Annotated in this window: 17 protein-coding genes; 3 read left to right on the forward strand and 14 right to left on the reverse strand. The window is 62.6% G+C overall.

Translation table 11 applies throughout. From position 1 onward, the window contains the following. Positions 1-107: 107 nt before the first annotated feature. From fepB to BGO80_RS06210, 11 genes are all read right to left on the reverse strand, one after another. Entirely contained in the window at positions 108-1,052 is a 945-nt protein-coding gene (gene fepB, locus BGO80_RS06160) for a Fe2+-enterobactin ABC transporter substrate-binding protein (protein ID WP_286720010.1), read from the reverse strand. Positions 1,053-1,189: 137 nt separating this feature from the next. After that, a complete protein-coding gene (locus BGO80_RS06165; protein ID WP_126149906.1) occupies positions 1,190-1,936 on the reverse strand; it encodes an SDR family oxidoreductase in 747 nt (248 codons plus the stop codon). Between the two features lie 37 nt (positions 1,937-1,973). Then, positions 1,974-4,127 (reverse strand): flagellar biosynthesis protein FlhA, encoded by a 2,154-nt coding sequence (gene flhA / locus BGO80_RS06170; protein ID WP_286720014.1) that lies wholly within the window; start codon positions 4,125-4,127, stop codon positions 1,974-1,976. 58 nt (positions 4,128-4,185) lie between these two features. Beyond that, positions 4,186-5,553: a sigma-54-dependent transcriptional regulator FlbD gene (gene flbD, locus BGO80_RS06175; RefSeq protein WP_286720016.1), complete on the reverse strand. Its 1,368-nt coding sequence runs from the start codon at positions 5,551-5,553 to the stop codon at positions 4,186-4,188. Positions 5,554-5,565: 12 nt separating this feature from the next. Next, positions 5,566-5,910 (reverse strand): flagellar motor switch protein FliN, encoded by a 345-nt coding sequence (gene fliN, locus BGO80_RS06180; protein WP_126149903.1) that lies wholly within the window; start codon positions 5,908-5,910, stop codon positions 5,566-5,568. Next, positions 5,907-6,602: a FliH/SctL family protein gene (locus BGO80_RS06185; protein ID WP_286720019.1), complete on the reverse strand. Its 696-nt coding sequence runs from the start codon at positions 6,600-6,602 to the stop codon at positions 5,907-5,909. The genes fliN and BGO80_RS06185 overlap by 4 nt, the downstream gene beginning before the upstream one ends. A 2-nt stretch (positions 6,603-6,604) precedes the next feature. After that, complete coding sequence (fliG, locus tag BGO80_RS06190; RefSeq protein ID WP_386849559.1) at positions 6,605-7,660, reverse strand: flagellar motor switch protein FliG; 1,056 nt, start codon at positions 7,658-7,660, stop codon at positions 6,605-6,607. An 11-nt stretch (positions 7,661-7,671) separates the two neighbouring features. Further along, positions 7,672-9,276: a flagellar basal-body MS-ring/collar protein FliF gene (gene fliF / locus BGO80_RS06195; protein ID WP_286720029.1), complete on the reverse strand. Its 1,605-nt coding sequence runs from the start codon at positions 9,274-9,276 to the stop codon at positions 7,672-7,674. A gap of 690 nt (positions 9,277-9,966) precedes the next feature. Beyond that, positions 9,967-10,245: a CtrA inhibitor SciP gene (gene sciP / locus BGO80_RS06200; RefSeq protein WP_035085775.1), complete on the reverse strand. Its 279-nt coding sequence runs from the start codon at positions 10,243-10,245 to the stop codon at positions 9,967-9,969. A 202-nt stretch (positions 10,246-10,447) separates the two neighbouring features. Continuing rightward, on the reverse strand, positions 10,448-11,143 hold the full coding sequence (locus BGO80_RS06205; protein ID WP_286720042.1) for a flagellar hook assembly protein FlgD: 696 nt from the start codon (positions 11,141-11,143) through the stop codon (positions 10,448-10,450). Positions 11,144-11,153: 10 nt separating this feature from the next. Then, on the reverse strand, positions 11,154-12,647 hold the full coding sequence (locus BGO80_RS06210) for a flagellar hook-length control protein FliK (RefSeq protein ID WP_286720045.1): 1,494 nt from the start codon (positions 12,645-12,647) through the stop codon (positions 11,154-11,156). Between the two features lie 253 nt (positions 12,648-12,900). On the opposite strand from BGO80_RS06210, the gene mnmA reads away from it, so the two are divergent. After that, positions 12,901-14,052, forward strand: a complete 1,152-nt coding sequence (mnmA, locus tag BGO80_RS06215) for a tRNA 2-thiouridine(34) synthase MnmA (RefSeq protein WP_286720048.1) — start codon at positions 12,901-12,903, stop codon at positions 14,050-14,052. A gap of 73 nt (positions 14,053-14,125) precedes the next feature. Here mnmA and BGO80_RS06220 read toward each other — a convergent pair whose 3' ends face one another. Continuing rightward, positions 14,126-14,311 (reverse strand): hypothetical protein, encoded by a 186-nt coding sequence (locus tag BGO80_RS06220; RefSeq protein ID WP_126149896.1) that lies wholly within the window; start codon positions 14,309-14,311, stop codon positions 14,126-14,128. 98 nt (positions 14,312-14,409) lie between these two features. Here BGO80_RS06220 and BGO80_RS06225 point away from each other — a divergent pair, with 98 nt between their 5' ends. Together BGO80_RS06225 and BGO80_RS06230 are read left to right on the forward strand one after the other, a co-directional pair. Beyond that, positions 14,410-14,976 (forward strand): RNA polymerase sigma factor, encoded by a 567-nt coding sequence (locus tag BGO80_RS06225; RefSeq protein WP_223214134.1) that lies wholly within the window; start codon positions 14,410-14,412, stop codon positions 14,974-14,976. A 197-nt stretch (positions 14,977-15,173) separates the two neighbouring features. Continuing rightward, positions 15,174-17,015 (forward strand): vWA domain-containing protein, encoded by a 1,842-nt coding sequence (locus BGO80_RS06230; protein WP_286720052.1) that lies wholly within the window; start codon positions 15,174-15,176, stop codon positions 17,013-17,015. 124 nt (positions 17,016-17,139) lie between these two features. On the opposite strand, the gene BGO80_RS06235 is transcribed toward BGO80_RS06230, so the two are convergent. Continuing rightward, positions 17,140-18,090, reverse strand: coding sequence for a ring-cleaving dioxygenase (locus tag BGO80_RS06235; protein ID WP_286720056.1), 951 nt, complete (start codon positions 18,088-18,090; stop codon positions 17,140-17,142). Positions 18,091-18,231: 141 nt separating this feature from the next. Next, positions 18,232-21,399: an AsmA family protein gene (locus BGO80_RS06240; protein ID WP_286720058.1), complete on the reverse strand. Its 3,168-nt coding sequence runs from the start codon at positions 21,397-21,399 to the stop codon at positions 18,232-18,234. Positions 21,400-21,521 lie beyond the last annotated feature (122 nt).

Below are 21,521 nucleotides of genomic sequence, written 5' to 3' on the forward strand. Positions count from 1 at the left end.
AGACGCCGGAGGAGCAAGGCTTTTGGGGCGTGCGGGAGCACGGCGGAACGCGGTTCAGGCATGGGGGAATGAGCCGTCGGCATGCTGCCGACGGCCCGTCTTTCGGCTTACTTTGAAAAATTCTCGACAATGCCGTCGACGATTTCGGTGGCACTGTAGAAGTCGATGCGGAAGGAATTGGCACCCAGGCCATAGACCTGACCGGCCTTGACCGAGGGAAGATTGGCCAGCACCGGATCTTCGAGGAAGGCCTTGGCGCCTTCATTGTCGCGCGACAGGATGAAGGTGGTGGCCGAGGTCAGGTCCACGAGCTTTTCATAGGGCGCCCACACGAAGTCGGCGCGCTGGTTGGGCTGGCTGTGCCATTCGGGATTGGGATCTTCAACCGTAAAGCCGAGCGACTGCAGGAGGGCGGCATGCACCCCGCCAGCGCGGGCGATTGGATTATCCTGACCGGCGCCGTTGAAGCTGATGATATCGGCGGTGCCTTCAGGAACCGTGATCTTGGCAGCAGCATCGGCCACATAGGCGTCAAATCCCGCCACCTTGACTGCAGCGGCTTCTTCCAGTCCTGTCGCATCGCCCAGATGACCGGCCAGTTCCTGCCAGGTCTGGCTGCCATAGTTCAGTACGATGGTGGGGGCGATGGCCTGAAATTCTGCCAGCTGGTCAAGCGCGGAGTCGGCGCCGGTCACCGAGACCACGATGAGGTCAGGCTGGGCGGCATAGACCGCCTCGATATCGACGCTGCCGGCCGGCCAGGCATTGGTGACGCTGCGCTCTTCGGCAACCGGCGCCCACTGGGCGAAGAACTTGCCATTGCCGGCCGAACCACTGGCGACGACGGGAGCATCGATGGCAAGGAGCGTTCCGGTAATGGTCACCGAGGTGGAGAGAATGCGCTGCGGTTGGGCGGCGATCTCGGTGGTGGTGCCGTCGGCATTGGTGAAGCTGCGCGGCCAGCCATCAGCAGCCATGGCGCTGGAGCCCAGCAGCACGAAAGCCAGGCTGGCGAGCATTACGCTGCGGCGATTATGCGCAAGAGGTGTCATCTTCTCTCTCATCCCAAACGTGGAGATCAGCCAGCCCGAGGCCGGCCTTTATCTCGCTTAGCATCGTCTGCAGTGAGGGACTAGATAATTATGATAGTAACTATCATCTTTTTGTCGCAGGTGAGACAGTTCACCCGTTAGCCACGACCGATATAGGGCATGTCGGTGGCCATGATGGTCATGAACTGGATGTTGGTATCGAGCGGCAGATCGGCCATGGTGACCACCGCCTTGACCGCATGCCGCAGCGCGAAAGTGGGCTCAGGGGCGAGGCGGCCATCGGCCTGCAACACACCCTGAGTCATGGCGGCGGTCATGTCTGTGGCGACATTGCCGATATCGAGTTGGCCGCAAGCGATCGAATAGGGGCGGCCATCGAGCGAGATAGCGCGGGTCAGGCCGGTAATGGCGTGCTTGGTGGCTGCATAGGCTGCAGAATGGGGCCTGGGCACATGTGCCGAGATCGACCCATTGTTGATGATGCGTCCGCCTTGCGGGGCCTGGTCGCGCATGGCGCGGAAGGCGGCATGGGCAACGTAGAAGGCGCCGTTGAGGTTGACATTGACCACCGCGTTCCAGTCCTCGACATCAACATCGCCGAAATTAGCACCCGGGGCGGAGCGACCGGCATTGTTGAAAAGGACATCGATCCGGCCCAGGGCTGCGAGCATGGCTTCGAAATAGTTCTTCACCGCGTTGGCGTCGGTGACGTCGCACGGAGCCTGGAACACGATCCGCTCGTGCTGGGCCGCTACCGCTTCGAGCTCCTTCTGCCGGCGGCCGAGAATGGCGACCCGATAACCCGCATCTGCAAGGCCGAGCGCCGTCGCCCGGCCGATGCCCGAGGTGGCGCCCGTCACCAGGGCGATCTTGTCATGGCTCATCGGTGGTTCCCTCAGGGCAGGTGTTGCTTGGCGGACTTTAGACGCTGCCTACGGTCTTGAGGCGCACGCGTGGATGCACCTCGTTCTGGCTCATTACCACCGTGTGGGGGCGGAAGCGCTCGATGATGGCGCGGACATGTGGGCGAATGGAGGGCGAGGTGATGAGCACCGGCAGCTCGCCCTGCTGGGCAGCGCGCTCATAGGCGCCCTGAATGGCGCCGATGAATTGCTGCAGACGGCTGGGGGCCATGGCCAGGTGCTGGTTGTCGCCTTCGCCTACCATGGCCTCGGCAAAATCGCGTTCCCATTGCGGCGACAGCGTCAGCAGCGGCAGGTTGCCGTCCGGACCCAGATGCGCGGCGCAGAGCTGGCGCGCCAGGCGCGCGCGAACATGTTCAGTCACGGCCTGGAGCGAACGACCGGGTGCGGCGATTTCGGCGATGGCCTCGAGAATGGTCGAGAGATCGCGGATCGAGATGCGTTCACCAAGCAGCGCCTGGAGCACACGCTGGATGCCGGAGACGGAAATCTGGCTGGGGATCAGGTCCTCGACCAGCTTCTGTTGATCCTTGGGGAGGCCGGAAAGCAGCGATTGCACATTGGCGTAGCTCAACAGCTCGGAGACATTGGCCTTGAGCACTTCGGTCAGATGCGTCGAGATCACCGTCGAAGGATCGATGATGGAGAGACCGCGCAGTTCGGCCTCGTCGCGCAGGGCCGGCTCGATCCAGGTCGCGGGCAGGCCGAAGGTTGGCTCGGTAGTGTGGGTGCCCGGCAGATCGATCTGGTTGCCATAGGGGTCCATGACCATGAGCTGATTGGCAAAGATCTGGCCGGCGCCGGCTTCCACTTCCTTGATGCGGATCTTGTAGTCGTTGGGCTCGAGCTGCATGTTGTCGAGAATGCGCACCGGCGGCATAACGAAGCCGAGTTCCAGCGCCAGCTGGCGGCGCAGCGCCTTGATCTGTTCGGTCAGCCGATCGGTGCCAGTCTCGTCTTCCTTGACCAAGCTGAGGAGGCCATAGCCCAGTTCGAGCTTGAGATCATCGATCTTGAGCGTATCCGAGATCGGCGCCTCGGGTGGCGGCCCTCCGGGCAGACCAGCCGGCTGGCCTCCGGGGCCGGGTGCAGCGGCCTTCAAGGCAGCCTTGGCCTTTTCCTCGACCTCGCGGGCGGCCTTGGATCGGGTGGCGCGCAGGGCGGCATAACCGACGCCGCTGGCAAGGGCGAGGAAGGGCACGATCGGCATGCCGGGCAGCAGGGCCAGCAGCGCCATGACTGCTGACGACATGCCCAGGGCGCGCGGATAGCCGGAGAACTGATTGGAAAGCGCCTTGTCGGCCGCGCCTGTCACACCAGATTTTGACACCAGGATACCAGCAGCGGTCGACACGATCAGTGCCGGGATCTGACTGGTGAGGCCGTCGCCGATGGTCAGCAGGGTGTAGATATTGCCCGCTTCCTGGAAGGACAGCCCCTCCTGCATCACCCCGATCAGCATGCCGGCAGCGATGTTGATGAAGGTGATGATCAGGCCGGCAATGGCGTCGCCGCGCACGAATTTGGAGGCACCGTCCATATTACCGAAGAAGGCGCTTTCGCCCTCGAGTTCGGCGCGGCGCTTCTTGGCAGTGTCTTCGTCGATCAGGCCTGCCGAAAGGTCGGCGTCAATGGCCATCTGCTTGCCCGGCATGGCGTCGAGGCTGAAGCGGGCGGCCACTTCGGCGATACGGCCGGAACCCTTGGTGATGACGATGAAGTTCACGATCACGAGGATGATGAAAATCACCGTACCGATGATGAAATTGCCGCGGGTCACGAAATTGCCGAAGGCCTCGACCACGTGGCCGGCGGCGGCGGTGCCGGTGTGACCGTCGGAAAGAATGAGGCGTGTCGTGGCGATGGAAAGGCCCAGCCGCAGCATGGTGGCGATCAGCAGCACCGTGGGGAAGGACGAGAACTCAAGCGGCTTCTGAATGAAGAGCGAGGTCATGAGGATCATGACCGAGAAGACGATGGAAATGGCCAGTAGCATGTCCACCAAAAGCGGCGGCATGGGCACGATGAGGATGACGATGAGCCCCATCACGCCGGCGGCCAGCGCGATATCGCCCGACCGCAGGGTGGTCAGGACCTGCTGGATCGACGGAAGGCCAAAGCGCGACCCGGGTGTGGCTGGGATATCGGTCATCGATTATTCCACCGAGCCTCTCGCCCAAAGGGAGAGGTAGAAGCGTGCTGCTGTTCCATCACGCGGCCCCGCGCTTCTCGCCCGGTTCGGGCACGAAGACGCCCTCGTCGGCATATTGGTTGAGCTTGTTGCGCAGAGTGCGGATCGAGATACCCAGAATATTGGCTGCGTGGGTGCGGTTGCCGAATGTGTGGTCGAGCGTATCGAGGATCAAGCCGCGTTCCACATCGGCGACGGTGCGGCCAACCAGGGCGCGGCTCATGGCCTCGGCGGTCTGGGCGGCCATCTGGGCGGGCGAGCTGGCGCGGGCAGCTTCGGCGAGGCCCATGCCATCCGGCAGCACGATGGCGTCGGGTCCGACGACTTCGCCGGAGGAGAGCAGAACGGCGCGATGCAGGGTATTTTCCAGCTCGCGCACATTGCCCGGCCAGGGCGCCTTGACCAGCGCCTCGCGCGCCTCCACGGAAAGCTGGCGTGGCGGCAGGCCGTTGGCCTTGGCATATTTGGCGACGAAATGTTCGGACAGGGCCAGAATGTCGCCCGGGCGGTCGCGCAGCGGCGGCAGCTTGAGGTTGACGACGTTGAGGCGGAACATCAGGTCCTCGCGGAAGCTGCCTTCGCGGACTGCTTCGTTGAGATTGCGGTTGGAGGTGGCAAGGATGCGGATATCGACCGGCACCGGCTTGGTACCGCCGACGCGGTCGATGACCCGTTCCTGAATGGCGCGCAGGAGCTTGGCCTGCAGGCGCACGTCCATTTCCGAGATTTCGTCGAGCAGCAGCGTACCACCCGAGGCTTCCTCGAACTTGCCGATGCGGCGGGCAACGGCCCCGGTGAAGGCGCCTTTTTCGTGCCCGAACAATTCGGACTCGAGCAGGGCCTCGGGAATGGCGGCACAGTTGACCGAGATGAAGGGCTTGCCAGCGCGACGCGAACGGCCGTGCACATATTTGGCAATGACTTCCTTGCCGGTGCCGCTCTCGCCGGTGATCAGGATCGAGGCATCGGAGCCGGCGACCTGATCGGCCATGCGCACGATGCGATCCATGGCCGGATCGCGATAGAGGAAGTCCGAGGTTTCGCGCGCCACGGCGGCGATGACGGCAGCGATAAGCGCCGCATCGGGGGGCAGGGGGATATATTCCTTGGCCCCGGCGCGAATGGCGTTGACGGCAGCGGCAGCGTTGGTCTCGACCCCGCAGGCAACGACCGGCAGGGCGATGCGCTCGGCTTCGAGCGCCGCGATCAGCCCGGCAATATCCATCATCACGTCGACCAGCAACAGGTCGGCGCCGCGACCGGCGCGCAGCGAAGCCATGGCGATGTCGATGGAGGGCGCATGCGCCACCTTGGCCCCGCCATCCATGGCCATCTTGGTGGCCGTGCTCAACTGGCCTTCGAGAGCTCCGATGATGAGGAGACGCATTTGGCCGTTCCCTTATTGAGGCTTGATGATTTCGGTCATGGTGACGCCGAGCCGGTCTTCGACCAGCACGATTTCACCCCTGGCCACCAGGCGATCATTGATGAAGATTTCGACGGCTTCGCCGACCTGACGGTCGAGTTCGATCACCGTGCCGGTATCGAGCCGGAGCAGGTTGGAGACCGGCATTTTGGTACGGCCCAGCACGACCGAGACGCGCACCGGAACATCGAACACGGCTTCGAGGTCGGCAGCGGTCCGCTCGATATGGAGGTCCATTTCTTTTTCGCGCGCCTCGGGTGCAGCCATCTCATCGAGGCTAAAGGCGTCTGCGCTGATATCGGGTTCGGGTTCGCTCATGCACCATGCTCCATGGCTTTGTCGGTCTGGCCGTGTGCGGCGAGATAGGCGGCTATGTGTCGATCGATCTGGGCAGAGGTGGCGGCAATGTCGCGCACGAGGCCGCCATCGACCCATTCCAGGCGCCCATCGCCCAGGCGGATTTCGGGGTCGCCCATGACCACCAGGCGCCCGGCAAAACCGGAGGTGGTCATCTGCGCGGTGGCGGCTTCGCGCACCATGTCGGCCAGATCAGGATGGCAGCGGATCACCAGGTGCGGCACGCCATCAAGGCTTTCGAGGCACTCGGCGATCAGCGCCTGCAATTCGGTCAGGGGGTGGCGGGCGACCAGATGCAGGGCCAGCTTGCGACCGACACTGGCTGCCAGTTCGATGGCCTCGAGCTTGTTGGCGGCAATGGCGTGGTCGAGCGCTGCGCTCATCTGCGCGGTCTTGGTCGCGATGGTGCCGGCCGCTGCGGCGATGGTCTGGGCAGCCAGGGCGTCGGCCTGCTGGCTGCCTGCTGCCAGGCCTTCGGCATAGGCTTCTTCGCGCGCGGCCTGCACCAGTTGAGCCACGACATCTTCGGGAATGCCAGCTGGCAATGGGGGCGGCGCCGGCTCGGAGGCCTGATGGGACGGCTCTGCGCGCAGCACGCGGGTGGCACGGGGTTCAAGGTCGAGATCGAAGGTGAAGCGGGCGAGGCTGACCATGGCTAGGCCACCATCTGGTCGTCGGACTTGGTCTTGAGGATGATGATCTCACCCTTGGCGGCCAGGTCCTTGGCAGTTGCGACCATGCGCGTTTGGGCCTCGTCGACGTCTTTGAGACGGACCGGGCCCATATCGCCCATTTCGTCCTGCAGCATCTTGGCGGCGCGGCCCGACATGTTGTTGAAGAAGAATTCCTTGACCCCGTCGCTGGCGCCCTTGAGGCCAAGAGCCAGGTCGCGCTTGTCGAGGCGCGACAGCAGGGTCTGGATGGCGGAGGCATCGAGTCGGCCCAGATCTTCGAAGGTGAACATCAGCGCCTTGATGCGCTCGGCATCCTCTCGGTTCATCTCCTCGAGGTTGGTGATGAAGCGCGCTTCGGTCTGGCGATCGAAGGAGTTGAAGATCTCGGCCATCTGTTCGTGGCTGTCGCGCCGCTTGGCGTGGTTGAGCGTCGACATGAACTCGGTGCGCAAGGTCATCTCGATCTTTTCGAGAATTTCCTTCTGTACCGGGTCGAGGCCCAGCATGCGCTGCACCACGTCCATTGCCAGCTCCTCGGGCAAGGCAGCGAGCACCTGGGAGGCGTGAGCCGTATCGATCTTGGAGAGCACCACGGCGATGGTTTGCGGGTATTCGTTCTTGAGATAGGCCGCCAGCACGTCGGCCTGCACATTGGCGAGCTTTTCCCACATGTTACGGCCGGCGGGGCCGCGGATTTCTTCCATGATGGCGTTGACGCGATCCTGCGGCAGGAAGCTCAGCAGCAGCCGTTCGGTGGAGTCGGTATTTCCGGCCAGCGAGCCGTTGGATGAAATGGTGGTCACGAACTCGACCATCAGGTCGTCGAGCATTTTCTGGGTGATGGGACCCAGGCGCGACATGGCGCGGGAAAGCTGGCGGATTTCGATCTCGTCCAGCTCCTGGAAGATGGGCCGGCCATAATCCGGGCCAAGGGCGAGCAGTAGCACGGCGGCCTTCTCGTCGCCACGCAGCACACGCTCCTCGGCGCTTCCGCCGACCTGTAGCTTGCCACCGCCATTGTTGGATTGGGAAATCATGGCCATGGCGGTTACGCAGCGCTCCCCAGCCAGTCACGGACAATGAGGGCGGCCTGCTGCGGGTTCTCTTCCACGAGCGAACCAACGGTTTTGAGCGTCTGCAATTGGGTTTCGCCCATCGACTTGGCATTGGCGACCCAATCAGGGGTCTTGTCGCCCGGCTCCTGCGGCTCTTCGATGGCCGCGAGATCCTTGCCGACCACCTGGCCGTCGGCGGTCAGAACGCCGTTATGAGCGAGATCAGCGGCCTGCGGCAAGGCCAGCGGCGGCTGCTCGGGGGTGATGACTTTCTTGAGCAGCGGACGCATGACGAAGAAGACCAGAGCCAGCGCGATCAGCAGGGTCACGGCCATTTCGGCGCCGTTCATGATGTCATCACGGGTGAAGTCGAACAGGCCTGCATCGGCATTGGTGCCATCGCTGCCCAGGCTCGGGCGCTCTGCAAACTGCATATTGACCACTTCGACGCTGTCGCCGCGCTCCACGGAATAGCCGACGGCGGAGCGCACCAGGGTCTGGATCTGGGTGATCTCGTCGGCGCTGCGCGGGGTATAGACAAGATTGCCCTGGCCGTCGTCGGCATAGGCGCCATCGACCACCACGGCAACGGACAGTCGCTTGATGGAGCCGGCTTCGGTGACGGCGGTCTGGGTGGTCTTGGAAATCTCGAAATTGACGATTTCTTCGGTGGAGCTGCCCTGTTCGGTCGCGCCACCATTTGCGGCCGCTGGGCTGGCACCGGGCAGTTCGTTGGCAACGGTGACCTGGCCGTTATTGGCACCGGCCACGTTCTGCTGCTCGCGGGTCTGGGTCGAGCGAACCACCTGGCCTTCGGGATCGAAGGTTTCCTGCGTGGTGGTGGACCGATTGAAATCGAGCTCGGCAGTTACCTCGACGCGCGCCCGACCCATGCCCACCACATTGGCCAGCATGTCCTCGACGCGGGTGCGCAGACGGTTCTCGAAGCCCAGTGTCCGCTCGGCGGCCTGGCCGGAGATCAAACCGGCCTCGTCCTGTTCTGTCCCAGAAGCCAGCAGATTGCCCTGATCGTCGACGATGGACACGCGGCCGGGGGACAGGCCCTCGATGGCGGAGGCAACCAGATGCTGGATGGCGCGAATTTCGCCGGCGCTCAATTCGCCACGCACGCCCAGAACGATGGATGCTGACGGGTCCTTGCGTTCGCGGCGAAACAATTCGCGCTCGGGCAGCACCAGATGCACACGCGCGCTCTTGATGCGGTTCAGCGAGGAAATGGTGCGGGCCAATTCGCCTTCGAGCGCGCGGACATTGTTGATGTTCTGCACGAAGCTGGTGGCGCCCAGTGTCGACTGCTGGTCGAAGATTTCATAGCCGACCTGGCCACGGGTCGGCAGCCCCTTGCCGGCCAGCTGCATGCGCAGGGTGGTGATCTGGTCGCGTGGCACAAGGATGGTGTCGCCTTCGCCGCGCAGTTCATAGGCAACGTTGGAGGTCTGCAGCTCGCTGATGATCGAGGACGAATCTTCGAGGCTGAGGCCGGAATAGAGCGGGGCGAGATTGGGGGTCTGGGCCCGCAGAATCAGGAAGGCGAAAAAGCCGAGCATCAGCACTGCCACCATGGCCATTGCGGCCATTCGCGGCAGTCCGATCCGGTTAATAAGGTTGGTTAGACTTTCCACGCCGCCACTCGATGCCTTCCAGCGCGACCATCGGAGCCCCCGTCGACCGCTGGGCAAAAATTACCTACCGGATGGTAAATAAGTTATTAACCAGCTGTTGCAGCTTGCGAAATTGGGCAGAAAATGCCGGGTTAAGGTGGAGATTTGGTGAATGAAATACGGCCTGTAAGGGGCCAGGTGACCGCAATCGACGTCCGCAATGCCATTCAGGCGCCAGTGGAACTGGGTATCGCCCATGAGCGCGAGAATTGTTCCTACCCGTAAAGCACCCCAGGTTGCGGACCGCCTGGCACTTAATCCCAAGGCTGATGGAGAAAGACTTTGTCCGTTGACGGTAACGGATTTTGGGAAACCGGGCGGTTCGAATGGAGATTTTGACGCGCACATCGCTGTAGACGCCGGCTGGCGTCTGAATCGGCGATTTTGCCTTCTCGCTGATGCCGCTTCTGCCTGGCGGCAAAGCTGATTATGCTGGCAGCCTGGAATTATTGTCGGGGGATGCGCAGCATTCCGCAGGCGCGAGGTGGGTGCGACCGGGGACGCCCTAATGAAAGGCAATTCGACGCGTTCGAGCCCGCCGGGCGGACCCGACGGGCTTTAGTTCGTGTCTTGCGCCGCCGTGGCGCTTGGTGATCGTAAGTCCGATCAGCCTTCGCGGTAGTGCTGAATCCAGGTGGTTCGCAAACCAGCCAGACCATGCTTGTCGATCGCTGCCTGCCAATTCAGAAACTCGTCAACGCTCAAAGTGTAGCGTTCGCAGGCTTCTTCAAGGCTGAGCAGGCCGCCGCGCACTGCAGCAACAACTTCGGCTTTACGCCGAATGACCCAACGGCGGGTATTGGCGGGAGGCAGGTCGGCGATCGTCAGCGGACTGCCATCCGGCCCAATAACGTACTTTACGCGTGGACGCATCTGTACGGTCATTTTACTCTCTACTCAACCTGACCATATGTAGGCAAGAGTAGGGCAGCGGCCTTAAAATACCCCTAAGGGGAAACTTACAACAGGTTAAGAAAGCTATTCTGTTTCAAGCAATTGAAACAAAGCCAGCCGGACTTGGTTGGGGTCCGGCTGGGAGCAATTCGATAGCGTGGCTGCGGTGCGGGGCGCGGCGGCGAAAGACACCTTAATCGTCCTTGTCGTCGGTGGGAGGCGGAGTGGTGGTGGGCACCAGGCTGACATCGGTGACATCCTTGAGCGCGACCTTGTAGCGGCCCACGGTAAGCACCGGCTCGCTGCCGGAGAAGTCGACAGCCGTGACCACTCCGACGGAGGCAGTGGATACCTTGACCGGGTTGCCCGAGAGATTGGTGCCGACGATCTCCAGACTGTAAAGGCCTTCGGGATATTGCGTGCCGTCACTGCCGACGCCATCCCAGACGAAAGAGCCGGGTCCGGCATTGAGCGAGCCCTGCTGGGTGTAAACCACATTGCCTGCCGCATTTTTGATGGTGACCGAGGCATTGGCGACCTGGGCCGAGGCATTGTAGTTCCAGCCGGCGCTGCCGCTCTTGAGTTCGGAGGTCTTGCCGGAGGCCGAAACCTGCTTGCCGATATAGGATACGGTATCGGAGCGCGAGGCGTTCTGCGTGTTGAGCAGCAGCGCCTCGAGGAACTGGTTGGTCTTGAGCTGCTGCTCCACGCCGGTGAACTGCACCAGTTGCTGGGTAAACTGGTTGGTATCCAACGGATCCAGAGGGTTCTGGTTCTTCAGTTGGGTGGTGAGAATGCTGAGAAAGGTGTCGAAGTTCTGCGCAATGGTCGAGCGCGACCCTGCTAGGGTCGAGGCACCATTGCTGCCGGAAACGCCACTGACGGCCATGAACGCCTCCTCAGGCTATGATGTTGAGACCGCTGGCCTGGAGGGCCCCACGGTAGAGATTGACGGCGGGCAGAGTGTCTTCGGGCTCATCGCTGCGGACCGCACCATCAGCATCCGCGTGCTGCCGGCCATCCTGGCGCCCATCGCCTGGCTGTCCACCGGCAAATGGGTTCTGCTTCAGCGAAAATTCAAGATTGGTCTTGCTGCTGTCGAGACCCGCCTGCTGCAGTGCCTGTTGCAAGGCGCGCTGATCACGCTGCATCAGGTCGAGAGTCTCGGATTTCTCGACGGTCAGCCGCGCAAGCACCTGGCCACCCTTGTCGATTTCCAGCCGCACGTCGATGCGCCCAAGTTCGGGTGGGTCGAGGCGGATCTGGAAGCGCGTATTGCCATCGCCGACCTGGCGGGCCATTTCGAAGGCGATCTGCGGCAGGTTGAGCTGCTGCTGGCTGGTCTGGTAGCCGGTCTGGATGATGCGCGGGTTGGCGGCGGCATCAAGGCGGATGGGTTCCTGCTGGCCCGGCTGGGACGGAGCCACATTGCCAGATGCGTCGATGGCCGGAGGCGGCGTCGCATGCGTGTCGCGTCGTGCTGCGTGAGAAGGACGATCTTCATTGAGTTTGTCACCGTCTGTCGTATCCGAAGCAGCGGCTGCTGATGCACTTGCTTCAAGTTTTGGCTTGGGCTCGGTCGTCGTCTCGGCCTGAACGGGCGCCTCCGAGGATTTGTCTATAGCTGGCTTGCCAGTGAGTGCAACTTCCGGCAGCTTCAGCTCCGGGGTCGCCAGTTTTGGCTCATCGGGGACTGTCGTGGCGGTTAGGCGCTGAAGGGCGGCTTCGAGGTCTGGATCGATAGCCTTGGTGGCGTCGAAACCGGCCTTGGCCAGAAGATCGGGTGGGACATCCTCGCCCAGCAGTTGGGTGAGCAGTGCCCCAAGTTTATCTTGCAGGCCCGCCAGGCGCTGGGCGATCTCGGGCGTGGCATCGGGCTGGGCGAGCTGGTTCATCATCTGCACCAGGCCAGCCATCGGTCCGTCTGCTGCGCTCAGGTCTTGCTGCTGCAGCTGCGCTGAGAGGTCGATGCCGAGCATGGCGGCCAGATCCTGCAGCGCCGTCTCTACCTGGTCGAGGAGTGCTGGATCGATGGACTGGCCGGCGTCGAGGCTGGTCTTGATAGCCGACAGTGCATTGACCAGCGCCAACATCTCCTTGGGCGCCTCGGCGGTTTCCGCGTCCTTTTCGGTGTCATTGGTAACAGGGGCAGCGTCGTCCGATTTGGCGCTGTGCAGGTCACGGCGCGGTGTCGACCGATCGATGGTCACCTCGAGCTGTGACTGGCTACTGCGCTCGGTGCGGTGGGCGGCGTTGTCCTGCGGCGGGCTCGAGCGTTCCAGTATCGAGCGGAAGGAGCTGCCATTGAGCTCGACCTTGGCAGTTGTCTTGCCCAAGGCTTTGTCGGCAATGGCACCGATTGCTGCCCCCAGAAGATTTGTTGCCGATGCCATGTGCGATCCCCGCGCAAAGTCATATCCGGAAGAGACAATGCAATTGCCTTGCCAGTCGGTGTTTTGCAGGGAAAATCAACGAAAACAATATGTTAGATGGAGCCTGAATAGCAGCGACGCTTGGGCCTCTAGGTTGGAAAGGCCCATAGACCGGCAAAAGCTGCCGGGCGTGAATGGACAGAGGGCGCCGTCCGGCGTAAAAGGCCGCCCACAGTTTCCGCTGGCCCTTGAACCCAACCGGAACGAAGGAAAGATGCTGAACTCGCTTGATATTGCCAAGCGCCCGGAGGACACGCGCGTCGTCGTCGCCATGTCCGGAGGCGTGGATTCGTCGGTTGTTGCCGGTTTGCTGGCTCGAGAGGGCTATGACGTCGTCGGCGTGACGCTACAGCTTTACGATCATGGCGAAGCCATTCACCGCAAGGGCGCATGCTGCGCCGGGCAAGATATCCATGACGCCCGCCGCGTGGCCGCCAAGCTGGGGATTCCCCATTACGTGCTCGACTATGAAGAGCGCTTCAAAAACGCCGTCATCGAGCCCTTCGCCAATGCCTATCAGCAGGGTGAAACACCGGTGCCCTGCATTGCCTGCAACCAGTCGGTCAAGTTTGTCGATCTGATGCAGGTGGCGCAGGATCTGGGGGCCGACGTGTTGGCTACCGGCCATTATGTGCAGACCCGGCTCGGCGAGGACGGACGACGCCACCTCTTCCGGCCCGTCGACAGCGATCGCGACCAGTCCTATTTCCTCTTTGCCACAACCCAGGCGCAGCTGGATTTCCTGCGCTTTCCTTTGGGTGGCATGAGCAAGGCGGCGGTGCGTGAATTGGCGCGGGAATTCGGGCTCGAGATTGCCGAAAAGCATGATAGCCAGGACATCTGCTTCGTGCCGCAGGGCAAATATGCCGATATCATCGCCAAGATACATCCAGAAGCCATGGCCAAGGGCGATATCGTGCATCTGGATGGGCGCGTCCTCGGCGAGCACAATGGCATCGTCAATTACACTATCGGCCAGCGCAAGGGGCTCGGCGTTGCCGCCGGAGAGCCGCTTTACGTGGTCAAGCTCGACCATCGCAGCGGCCGCGTCATCGTCGGCCCGCGCGAGGCGCTGAAGACCCATACGGTGCGGTTGCGCGATGTAAACTGGCTGGGCGGTCTGCCGCTGGCGGAAGCCAGCGCCGGCAATGGCGCGCCGGTCGAGGTCAAGGTGCGCTCGACGCGCGGCCCGCAGCCAGCGGTGATCCAGATGCGCGACGGCGCGGTTTATGTCACTCTGGTCTCAGGGGAATACGGCATTTCGCCGGGCCAGGCCTGTGTGTTCTACGCCGACGACGGCACGACCAGCGAAGTGCTGGGCGGCGGTTTCATTGCCGAGGCGGTGCCCCAGGCCCTGGTGGCTTAGAACAGTCCCGCTGAGGACATTGCTTTGCACGATCCATCTTCTCCCGGCAGCGGGAGAAGGCAAAAGCGCCAGTTCAGTTCCCGCTCAACTGCTCTGCCGTTGGTTCCTTGGCGGCATTGGCTGCTTCCTTGAGCGCGTTGTAGGAGCCGAGGCCACCCATCATCATCGAGATGGTGATCACAAGCACCAAGGCGCCCATGCCGAGCAGGAAAATGCGGGTGCGGTTGAGGCCGAAGGGCCCCGGTTTGTCGTCGCTCATGCTGGCGCCTTCGCAAATCGAAAGAATCTCTGCAACGCCCCAAAGGATTTCTCCGGCTGCGGCGTCTTACGCTCTAGAATAGCGCGGAGAGGCAGCGAGTGCATGCTGAGATAATGGGACTGACCGCCGCACCCCCCACTGATTTTGCCACGCTTGTCCAAGCGCTGGTGGCACGTGCCCGCAATGGCGATCCAGATGCCTTTGCCGAGCTGGTCGAGGGGCAGTATGACGCGATCTTTCGCACCGCCTGGCGCTGGTGCGGCAATCGTCATGATGCCGAAGACATCGCCCAGGAGGTCTGCGTCAAACTTGGCCAGGCCATTGCCGGGTTCGATGGGCGCAGTGCCTTCTCGTCCTGGGTCTATCGCATCACGCTCAACGCCGTGCGCGACTGGCAAAGGGCAGGCAAGAGGCGCGGCAGGAATGTCGATGCCTATGCTGAGATTTCTCCTGTCGAGCAAGCTGCCGACCAAGAGCAGGCAGCCACCAATAGCCAACTCTGGGAGGCGGTGCGCCGCCTGCCGGAGAAACAGCGCGATGCGGTGCTGCTCGTCTATGCCGAGGAACTCACCCACGCTGAAGCTGCCGATATCATGGGCATCAAGGAGGCGACCGTATCCTTCCATGTGCATGAGGCCCGCAAGACACTGAGGGTTCTGCTATGAGCCATCCCCACGATCCCTTCGACACCCTCAAAGGCGCGGCCCCTGCGCCGAGCAGCGCTGCCCGCAGCAAAGCCGTTCTGGCTGCCCGCGCTGCCTTTGAAGCAGAACAGGCGAAAAAAACCGCGCCGATGCCCAAAGGAAATCCGGCGGGTGGCCGTCTCATGTCCATCTTCACTTCCCTGAGAAGGATTTCGATCATGGATATGCGTTTGCCGATCGGTACTGCTGCCATTGCACTGTTGATGCTGCCCTTGGGGCTGCAACTTTACAATTCGACTGCGCTGACGCCCACTGGTGGCGATGTGGTTCCCCTGGAGGCGCCCAAAGAGAGCCAACCGGTAAAGCCTGACGCCACGCCCGATGCGGACCGCTCTGTGGTTGTGCCGCAGCCGGCCGAGGAAGTTGCAGTGCAGACCGATGCTTTGACAGAAGTGGCGCCTGTCGCGCCCAGCGTCGCGCCTGTGCCAATGGCCGAGATGGCGCCACCGCCCGCGCCGAGCCCGATGTTGACGCAGCGCATGGCGGCCAATCCGACGCTGATGCAGCAGTCCATGGCGCCGGCAGGTGCTCAGTTGACCGACAGCTATAATGCCATGCCTCCAAGCCAGGCCGGCATGCCCAGCGGTGACAGCTTCGAGGCCTTTGAGGAGCAGCGGCTGAAGGTGGCTGCCGAAGAGCCGGTCTCGACCTTCTCGCTTGATGTTGATACGGCCAGCTATGCCTATGTGCGGCGCATGCTCGAGGATGGCTATGTGCCCGAGCGCGATGCCGTGCGGATCGAAGAGCTGATCAACTATTTCCCTTATGATTATCCCGCCGCCGAAAGCGCCGAGGTGCCGTTCCGCCCGACAATCGCGGTGTTCCCGACGCCTTGGAACGCCAAGACGCAATTGCTGGAGATCGGTATCAAGGGGTTTGAGCCGGTGCTGGCCGACACCAAGAGCAATCTGGTGTTCCTCATCGACACGTCCGGCTCCATGGACTCCCCCGACAAGCTGCCGCTGCTGAAACGGGCCTTTGGCCTGCTGCTGGACCAGCTTTCGGACAATGATACGGTTTCGATCGTCACCTATGCCGGTTCGGCCGGTGTGGCGCTGGAGCCGACCTCGGCGGCGGAGAAAGCCAAGATCATGGCTGCCCTCGATCAGCTCGCGGCCGGCGGCAGCACGGCGGGCGCACAGGGGATCGAGCTGGCCTATCGGTTGGCCGAGCAGGCCAAGATCGACGGCGGCACCAACCGCGTGATCCTGGCCACCGATGGCGATTTCAATGTCGGCATCGATGACCCCGACGCGCTCAAGGACTTCATCGCCGACAAGCGCGGCAGCGGCATAAGCCTCTCGGTGTTGGGCTTTGGACGCGGCAATCTCGATGACGCGACCATGCAGGCCCTGGCACAGAACGGCAATGGCAATGCCAGCTATATCTCAAGCTTTGCCGAGGCCAAGAAAGTGCTGGTCGAGGAGATCGGCGGCACGCTCCACACCATCGCCAAGGATGTGAAGGTGCAGGTCGAGTTCAATCCGGCGGTGGTCTCGGAATACCGGCTGATCGGGTATGAAACCCGCCACCTCAACCGCGAGGATTTCAACAATGATGCCGTCGATGCCGGCGATGTCGGGGCTGGGACAACGGTCACGGCGCTTTACGAAATCACCCCGGTTGGCGCTGGGCAGGTCGATCCCTTGCGCTATGGGAGCACTGAGAGCCCTCAGGGCAGCGATGAGATCGCCTTCCTCAAGATGCGCTACAAGATGCCCGATAGCGCGGTGAGCCAGTTGATCGAAGTGCCTGTCACGGCCGATCTGGTCTATGGGGATATTGCCGATGCGGGCGTCAATGCCCAATTTGCCGCGGCGGTGGCCGCCTTTGGCCAGAAGATCAAGTCGAGCGCCTATGGCTCGGCCATGAGTTGGGCGGAGATCAAGGCTCTCGCCCAGGCCGGGCGTGGCGTGGATGACGGCGGCTATCGAGCAGAGTTCATCCGGCTGGTCGACATGGCGGCCTTGTTGAAGCCGGACAACACGACTTCGCGCTGAGCGAGTTTGAAGCATCCCCGTCACCGACTCGGCTTTGCCGAGCTACCTCTCCCCGAGGGGGAGAGGAATGGGGGCCGAGCGTGAGAAATGCGCCGGATGGGGGGTGCCCCATCCGGCGCCAGTGTTACACCAGTGGCTTCAACCCCGCTTCGATCTGGGCGCGCTGACCTTCGAGAAAGGGCGGCAGGCTCAGCGTTTCGCCCAGGCTTTCCATCGGTTCGTCCGCCGCAAAGCCGGGAACGTCGGTGGCGATTTCGAACAGGATGCCGTTCGGCTCGCGGAAATAGAGCGAGGTGAAATAGAAGCGTTCCACTTCGCCCGAGGAACGAATGCCAAAACTGTTCACGCGCTCGATCCATTCGCGCAGGCTGTCCTGATCCGGGGTGCGGAAGGCGACGTGATGCACACCACCGGCACCCGGCCGGGCGCGGGGCAGGCTAGGGTCGACCGACACATGCAGTTCGGCCGCCGGACCGCCCGGGCCCATTTCATAGACAAAGACTTCGCCGCTGCGCTCGCGTGCCGGATAGTGTCGGACCTGCCGCATATTCATGACGCGGGTCAGCATGGCATCGGTGGGTTCGAGCTTGGGCACCGAGAGGGTGATCGGACCAAGACCGATGATCTGCTTGTCTGATGGAACCGGCGACTTGGCCCAAGGGATCACCGTGTTCTTGCCATCGACCACCAGCCGGAAGCGCTGGCCTTCGAAATCCTCGAAGTCGAGCGAGGTGTGGCCAAACCGTTCCTTGATGCCGGAGGTCGAGACCTGGTTGGCTTCCAGATGCTCCTTCCACCATTTCAGCGTCTCTTCGCTGTCGACGCGCAATCCGGTGCGGCCCACGGTGTGGTTGCCGCGCTGCTCGCGCAGGGTGTTGAAATCAAAAAAGGTCAGGTCCGCGCCTGGCGAGGCAACACCGTCGCCATAGAAGAGGTGGTAGGCCGAGGTGTCATCCTGGTTCACGGTCTTCTTGATCAGGCGCATACCCAGGGTCTGGGTGTAGAATTGCAGGTTCTTAGGCGCGTCGGCGGTCACGGCCGTCAGGTGGTGGATGCCGCCAAGTTCGAGTGTCATTTGCATGTCTCCTCATGCGGCGCCGATGCGCCGTGTTCGAGAGGGAATGTATGAGCCCCGAGCGGCGTTGCAAAGAATGCCAATCGCAACGGATTGGTGTCGATTATTGAACGATTGACACTCTTTCACTGCTGTATGGGGTCAGAAACCGAGCTGGTTAAAGAGGCCCTGCAATGGATCATCGCCGGTTGTCGCAGTCCCATCCGGCGGCTGGGTCTGTTGCGGGGCGATGAGGTCAATAACCTGCTGCGTCGGTGTTGCCGGCGGGGCGGCGGGCGTTGGTTGCGGCTGACTGGGGAAGGACGGCAACGGTGATGGGCCCCGGGGATCGGGGCGGGGCAGGGGGACATTCGCCGTCGCCGCTGCAGGCGCGCTGACGTCCGTTGTCGTCGGCTGCTGTTGAGGCGCTGCCGTGGGCGGTGCAAGGCCCGGAAATTGCTGGCCGAGCGCATTGCCGATCACCGAATTGAGCGCATTCTGCCCATCCGGCGTCGCGCCTTGATTGGTCGACTGTCCCTGATTGCCGAGCATTTGGCCAATGGCATCGTTCAAGACTGTATTGCCCAAGGCACCGGTATCGGTGCCGAGCGTCGTGCCCAGCCCCTCGATCAGTCCAGAGGCATTGCCGGCGAGATCGCCCACGCCACCGCCCAATTGGGTCAGTGCCTGCAGGGCGCGGCTTGGGTCGGCGAGCAGGCTGGAGAGGTCGGGATAGATGCGCGGCCCCGATAGCGGGCCGGTAATCATGATCGGCATGCCCAGCCCCGAGACGTCGAAATCCCCGCCCTGACCATCGAGGGAGGCGACGACGCGCGGATCGAGCCGCATGTCGATGGTCTGGGCGGCAAGATCGACACTTCCCGACCCGCTCATGCGAATGAAGGGGCCGAGCACGCGAATATCCTCGGCGCGCGCCACGCCATTGGTGATGGTGACCGGGATCGAGAGTTCGGAAAATTCCGTGCGGGCATTGGCGTCCTGCGCATAGCCTGCCCCGATAAGCGAACGGACATTGCGCACGAGCCCGGCCACGTCGATGCCGCGGATGGCGCCATCGGACACGACAAGGCTCATCGGGCCATTGAGCGACTTGGCGAAAGCCTGGCTGTCGCTTCCGGTTCCTGACACTTGCATGCTGGCCCTGAGGCGGCCTTCGAGATGTTCGAAGCCTGCGGCGTCGCGCAAGAGAGGCAGGGATTGCACATTGTCCATAGCTGCGACCACGGCCAGTGCCGGCGTTGCGCCGGCACCATTGGCGGTGATCTCGGCGGAGATGACGCCCTCGTAGAACCCGGCTTGCGGCACACTCAGCTTGGCAACGCCGTCGACCACACTCAGTTTGGCAGTGGCTGGTCCCATCCTGACCTTGCCATAGCCCAGCTGGTTGGCCTCAAGGGAAATGTCGGCATTGAACAGGCGCAATACGGTCAGGTCGATCGGGGCGGGGCCGCTCGATGCCGCCGCCTGGGCGCTGCCACCGCCAGCCAGCAACGCGCCGAAATCCAGCGTATCGACCGAAAGGTTGGCGATTATGCTGGGCTTGCCGGCCATGGCCAGAGACAGCGAGCCCTTGGCCGCGATGTCGTCGAGCTGGATGGTGGAGTTGGCGACTGCAAACTGGCTGCCATCAACCGAGACACCGCCCGAGAAGGCAAAGCGCCCAAGTGGTGTCGCAATGGACTGCCCAACCCAGCCCAGAGCGCGCGTCAGCGACGGAGCGGATATATCGGCTTTGCCCGAAAGCTGGCCGGCCGGGCTGACCGTGCCGGAGAAACCGGCATTGAGCGGCCCGGATTTGAGATCGAGCGTGATGATGCCGGTTTTGCCCCAAAGCACATCAGTCGCGGTGAAGGCGGTGGAAAAATCCACCTTCTCGCCATTCCAGATTGCCGAGCCGGTGACGGACATCGGCTTCAACATGTCTTCAATGGCAATGCTGGCCGCCAGGGCGTCGACGGTGCCGGCGTTCTGGCCGGCAATGCTTGCAAGCTGGGGAATGTCAACCCGGCCCTGGGCGACGGACGCCTTGCCGCGCAAATTGAGCGAGTTGCGGATGGAGACGGCGTCCATACCCTTGAAGGCATATTGCAACTCGGACGACAGCGCGCCGGTCAGCGGCGCATCCTGGCCGGCAAGCGCCAGGAGTTGCTGGATATCGATGGATGTAAGGTTGAGCGAGCCGCTGGAAACGGTGGGCATATTGTTGGCGTCGAGCGCCATGCTGGCGACGAGGCTGCCGCCCGCGATGCTGGTGGAATCGACGGTTGCGATCAGACGGCCATCGTCCAGCTTGGCGGACAGAACGATATCGCGGGCAGTGGCGTCGCCCACCGAGACCGCTTCGGCATAAAGCTCGATATCGGCATTCAGCGCCTTGAGCGGCGAGAGATCGAGCGCGGCTGGCGCCGTGGCGGTTATTGCGGCGGCGTCGGCGGGGGGCGGGGCGAAGTCGGCATAGGCGAGGCTACCGGCCTTGATCCGGGCGACGACGAAGGGTCGCTCTCCCGGCACATAGTTGGCGTCGAGCAGCATTTTCTGCCCGATGCTGGCGATTTCACCGCCAGCGATGCGATAGCTGCCGTCCTCGGCCAATTGGATGCTGCCCGAGGCACTTATGTCGGCCAGCGCCGGGTGCGGCGGATGGTCGGTCTTGGCGGAGAGAGAGAAGTGCGCCGGTTGGCGCGACAGCAGATCACGCAGCGAGCCGATCTCGGCACCGAATTCGATATGGTCGGTGCCGACCAGGGCCGACACCGAGAGCGAAGCCGGCGCGGCAATGCCGGGGATGGAAAGGCGCATATCGATGTCGCTGGCCATCGGCTTCAGCACACCGTTGCGGCTGGTGGCCACCTCGCCATCGGAGATGGTGATGTGGTCGATAGAGACATTTTCGAGGTAACCCGCGACAAGGCGGAATATATCGTCCGATTGGGTGGTAGCGGGGCTGGCCTCGGTGGCGGCCGTACTTTCAGCGATCTGGATGCGTGGGTTTCTGAGCTCGATGCCCGTGATCTGAATCTGGCCGGTGAACAGCGCCCAAAGGCCCACCGAAGCCACGGAACGTTGGGACGTTACTTCAAAAGCGCCGTCGCCGCTGGAATAGCCGAAATCTTCGACCACCACGCCGAAATCAGGCAAAATCGAAAAATGGATGGGGCCATTCAGCGCGATACGGGCGCCGGAAACCCGTGACAGCTGATCGGAGAGCGCCGTCCTGAGCCCGGCAGAATTGACCGCGATGGGCGCCAGAAACACCAGGCCTGCCAGTGCCGCGAGACAGATTGCCCCGATCAAAATGGCTTTTCTCATGCTCTGCCTCCGGCCTTGAGCGGGCGAGACGAGCCCCGCTCACTCATTCATGCGAATCATGACCAAGCCTTTGCTTAGGGCCAGTTGAGCATCCAACTCGTTAACCATGCTTTGCCGACCGA

This window comes from Devosia sp. 63-57 (assembly GCF_001899045.1).
GTDB lineage: Bacteria > Pseudomonadota > Alphaproteobacteria > Rhizobiales > Devosiaceae > Devosia > Devosia equisanguinis.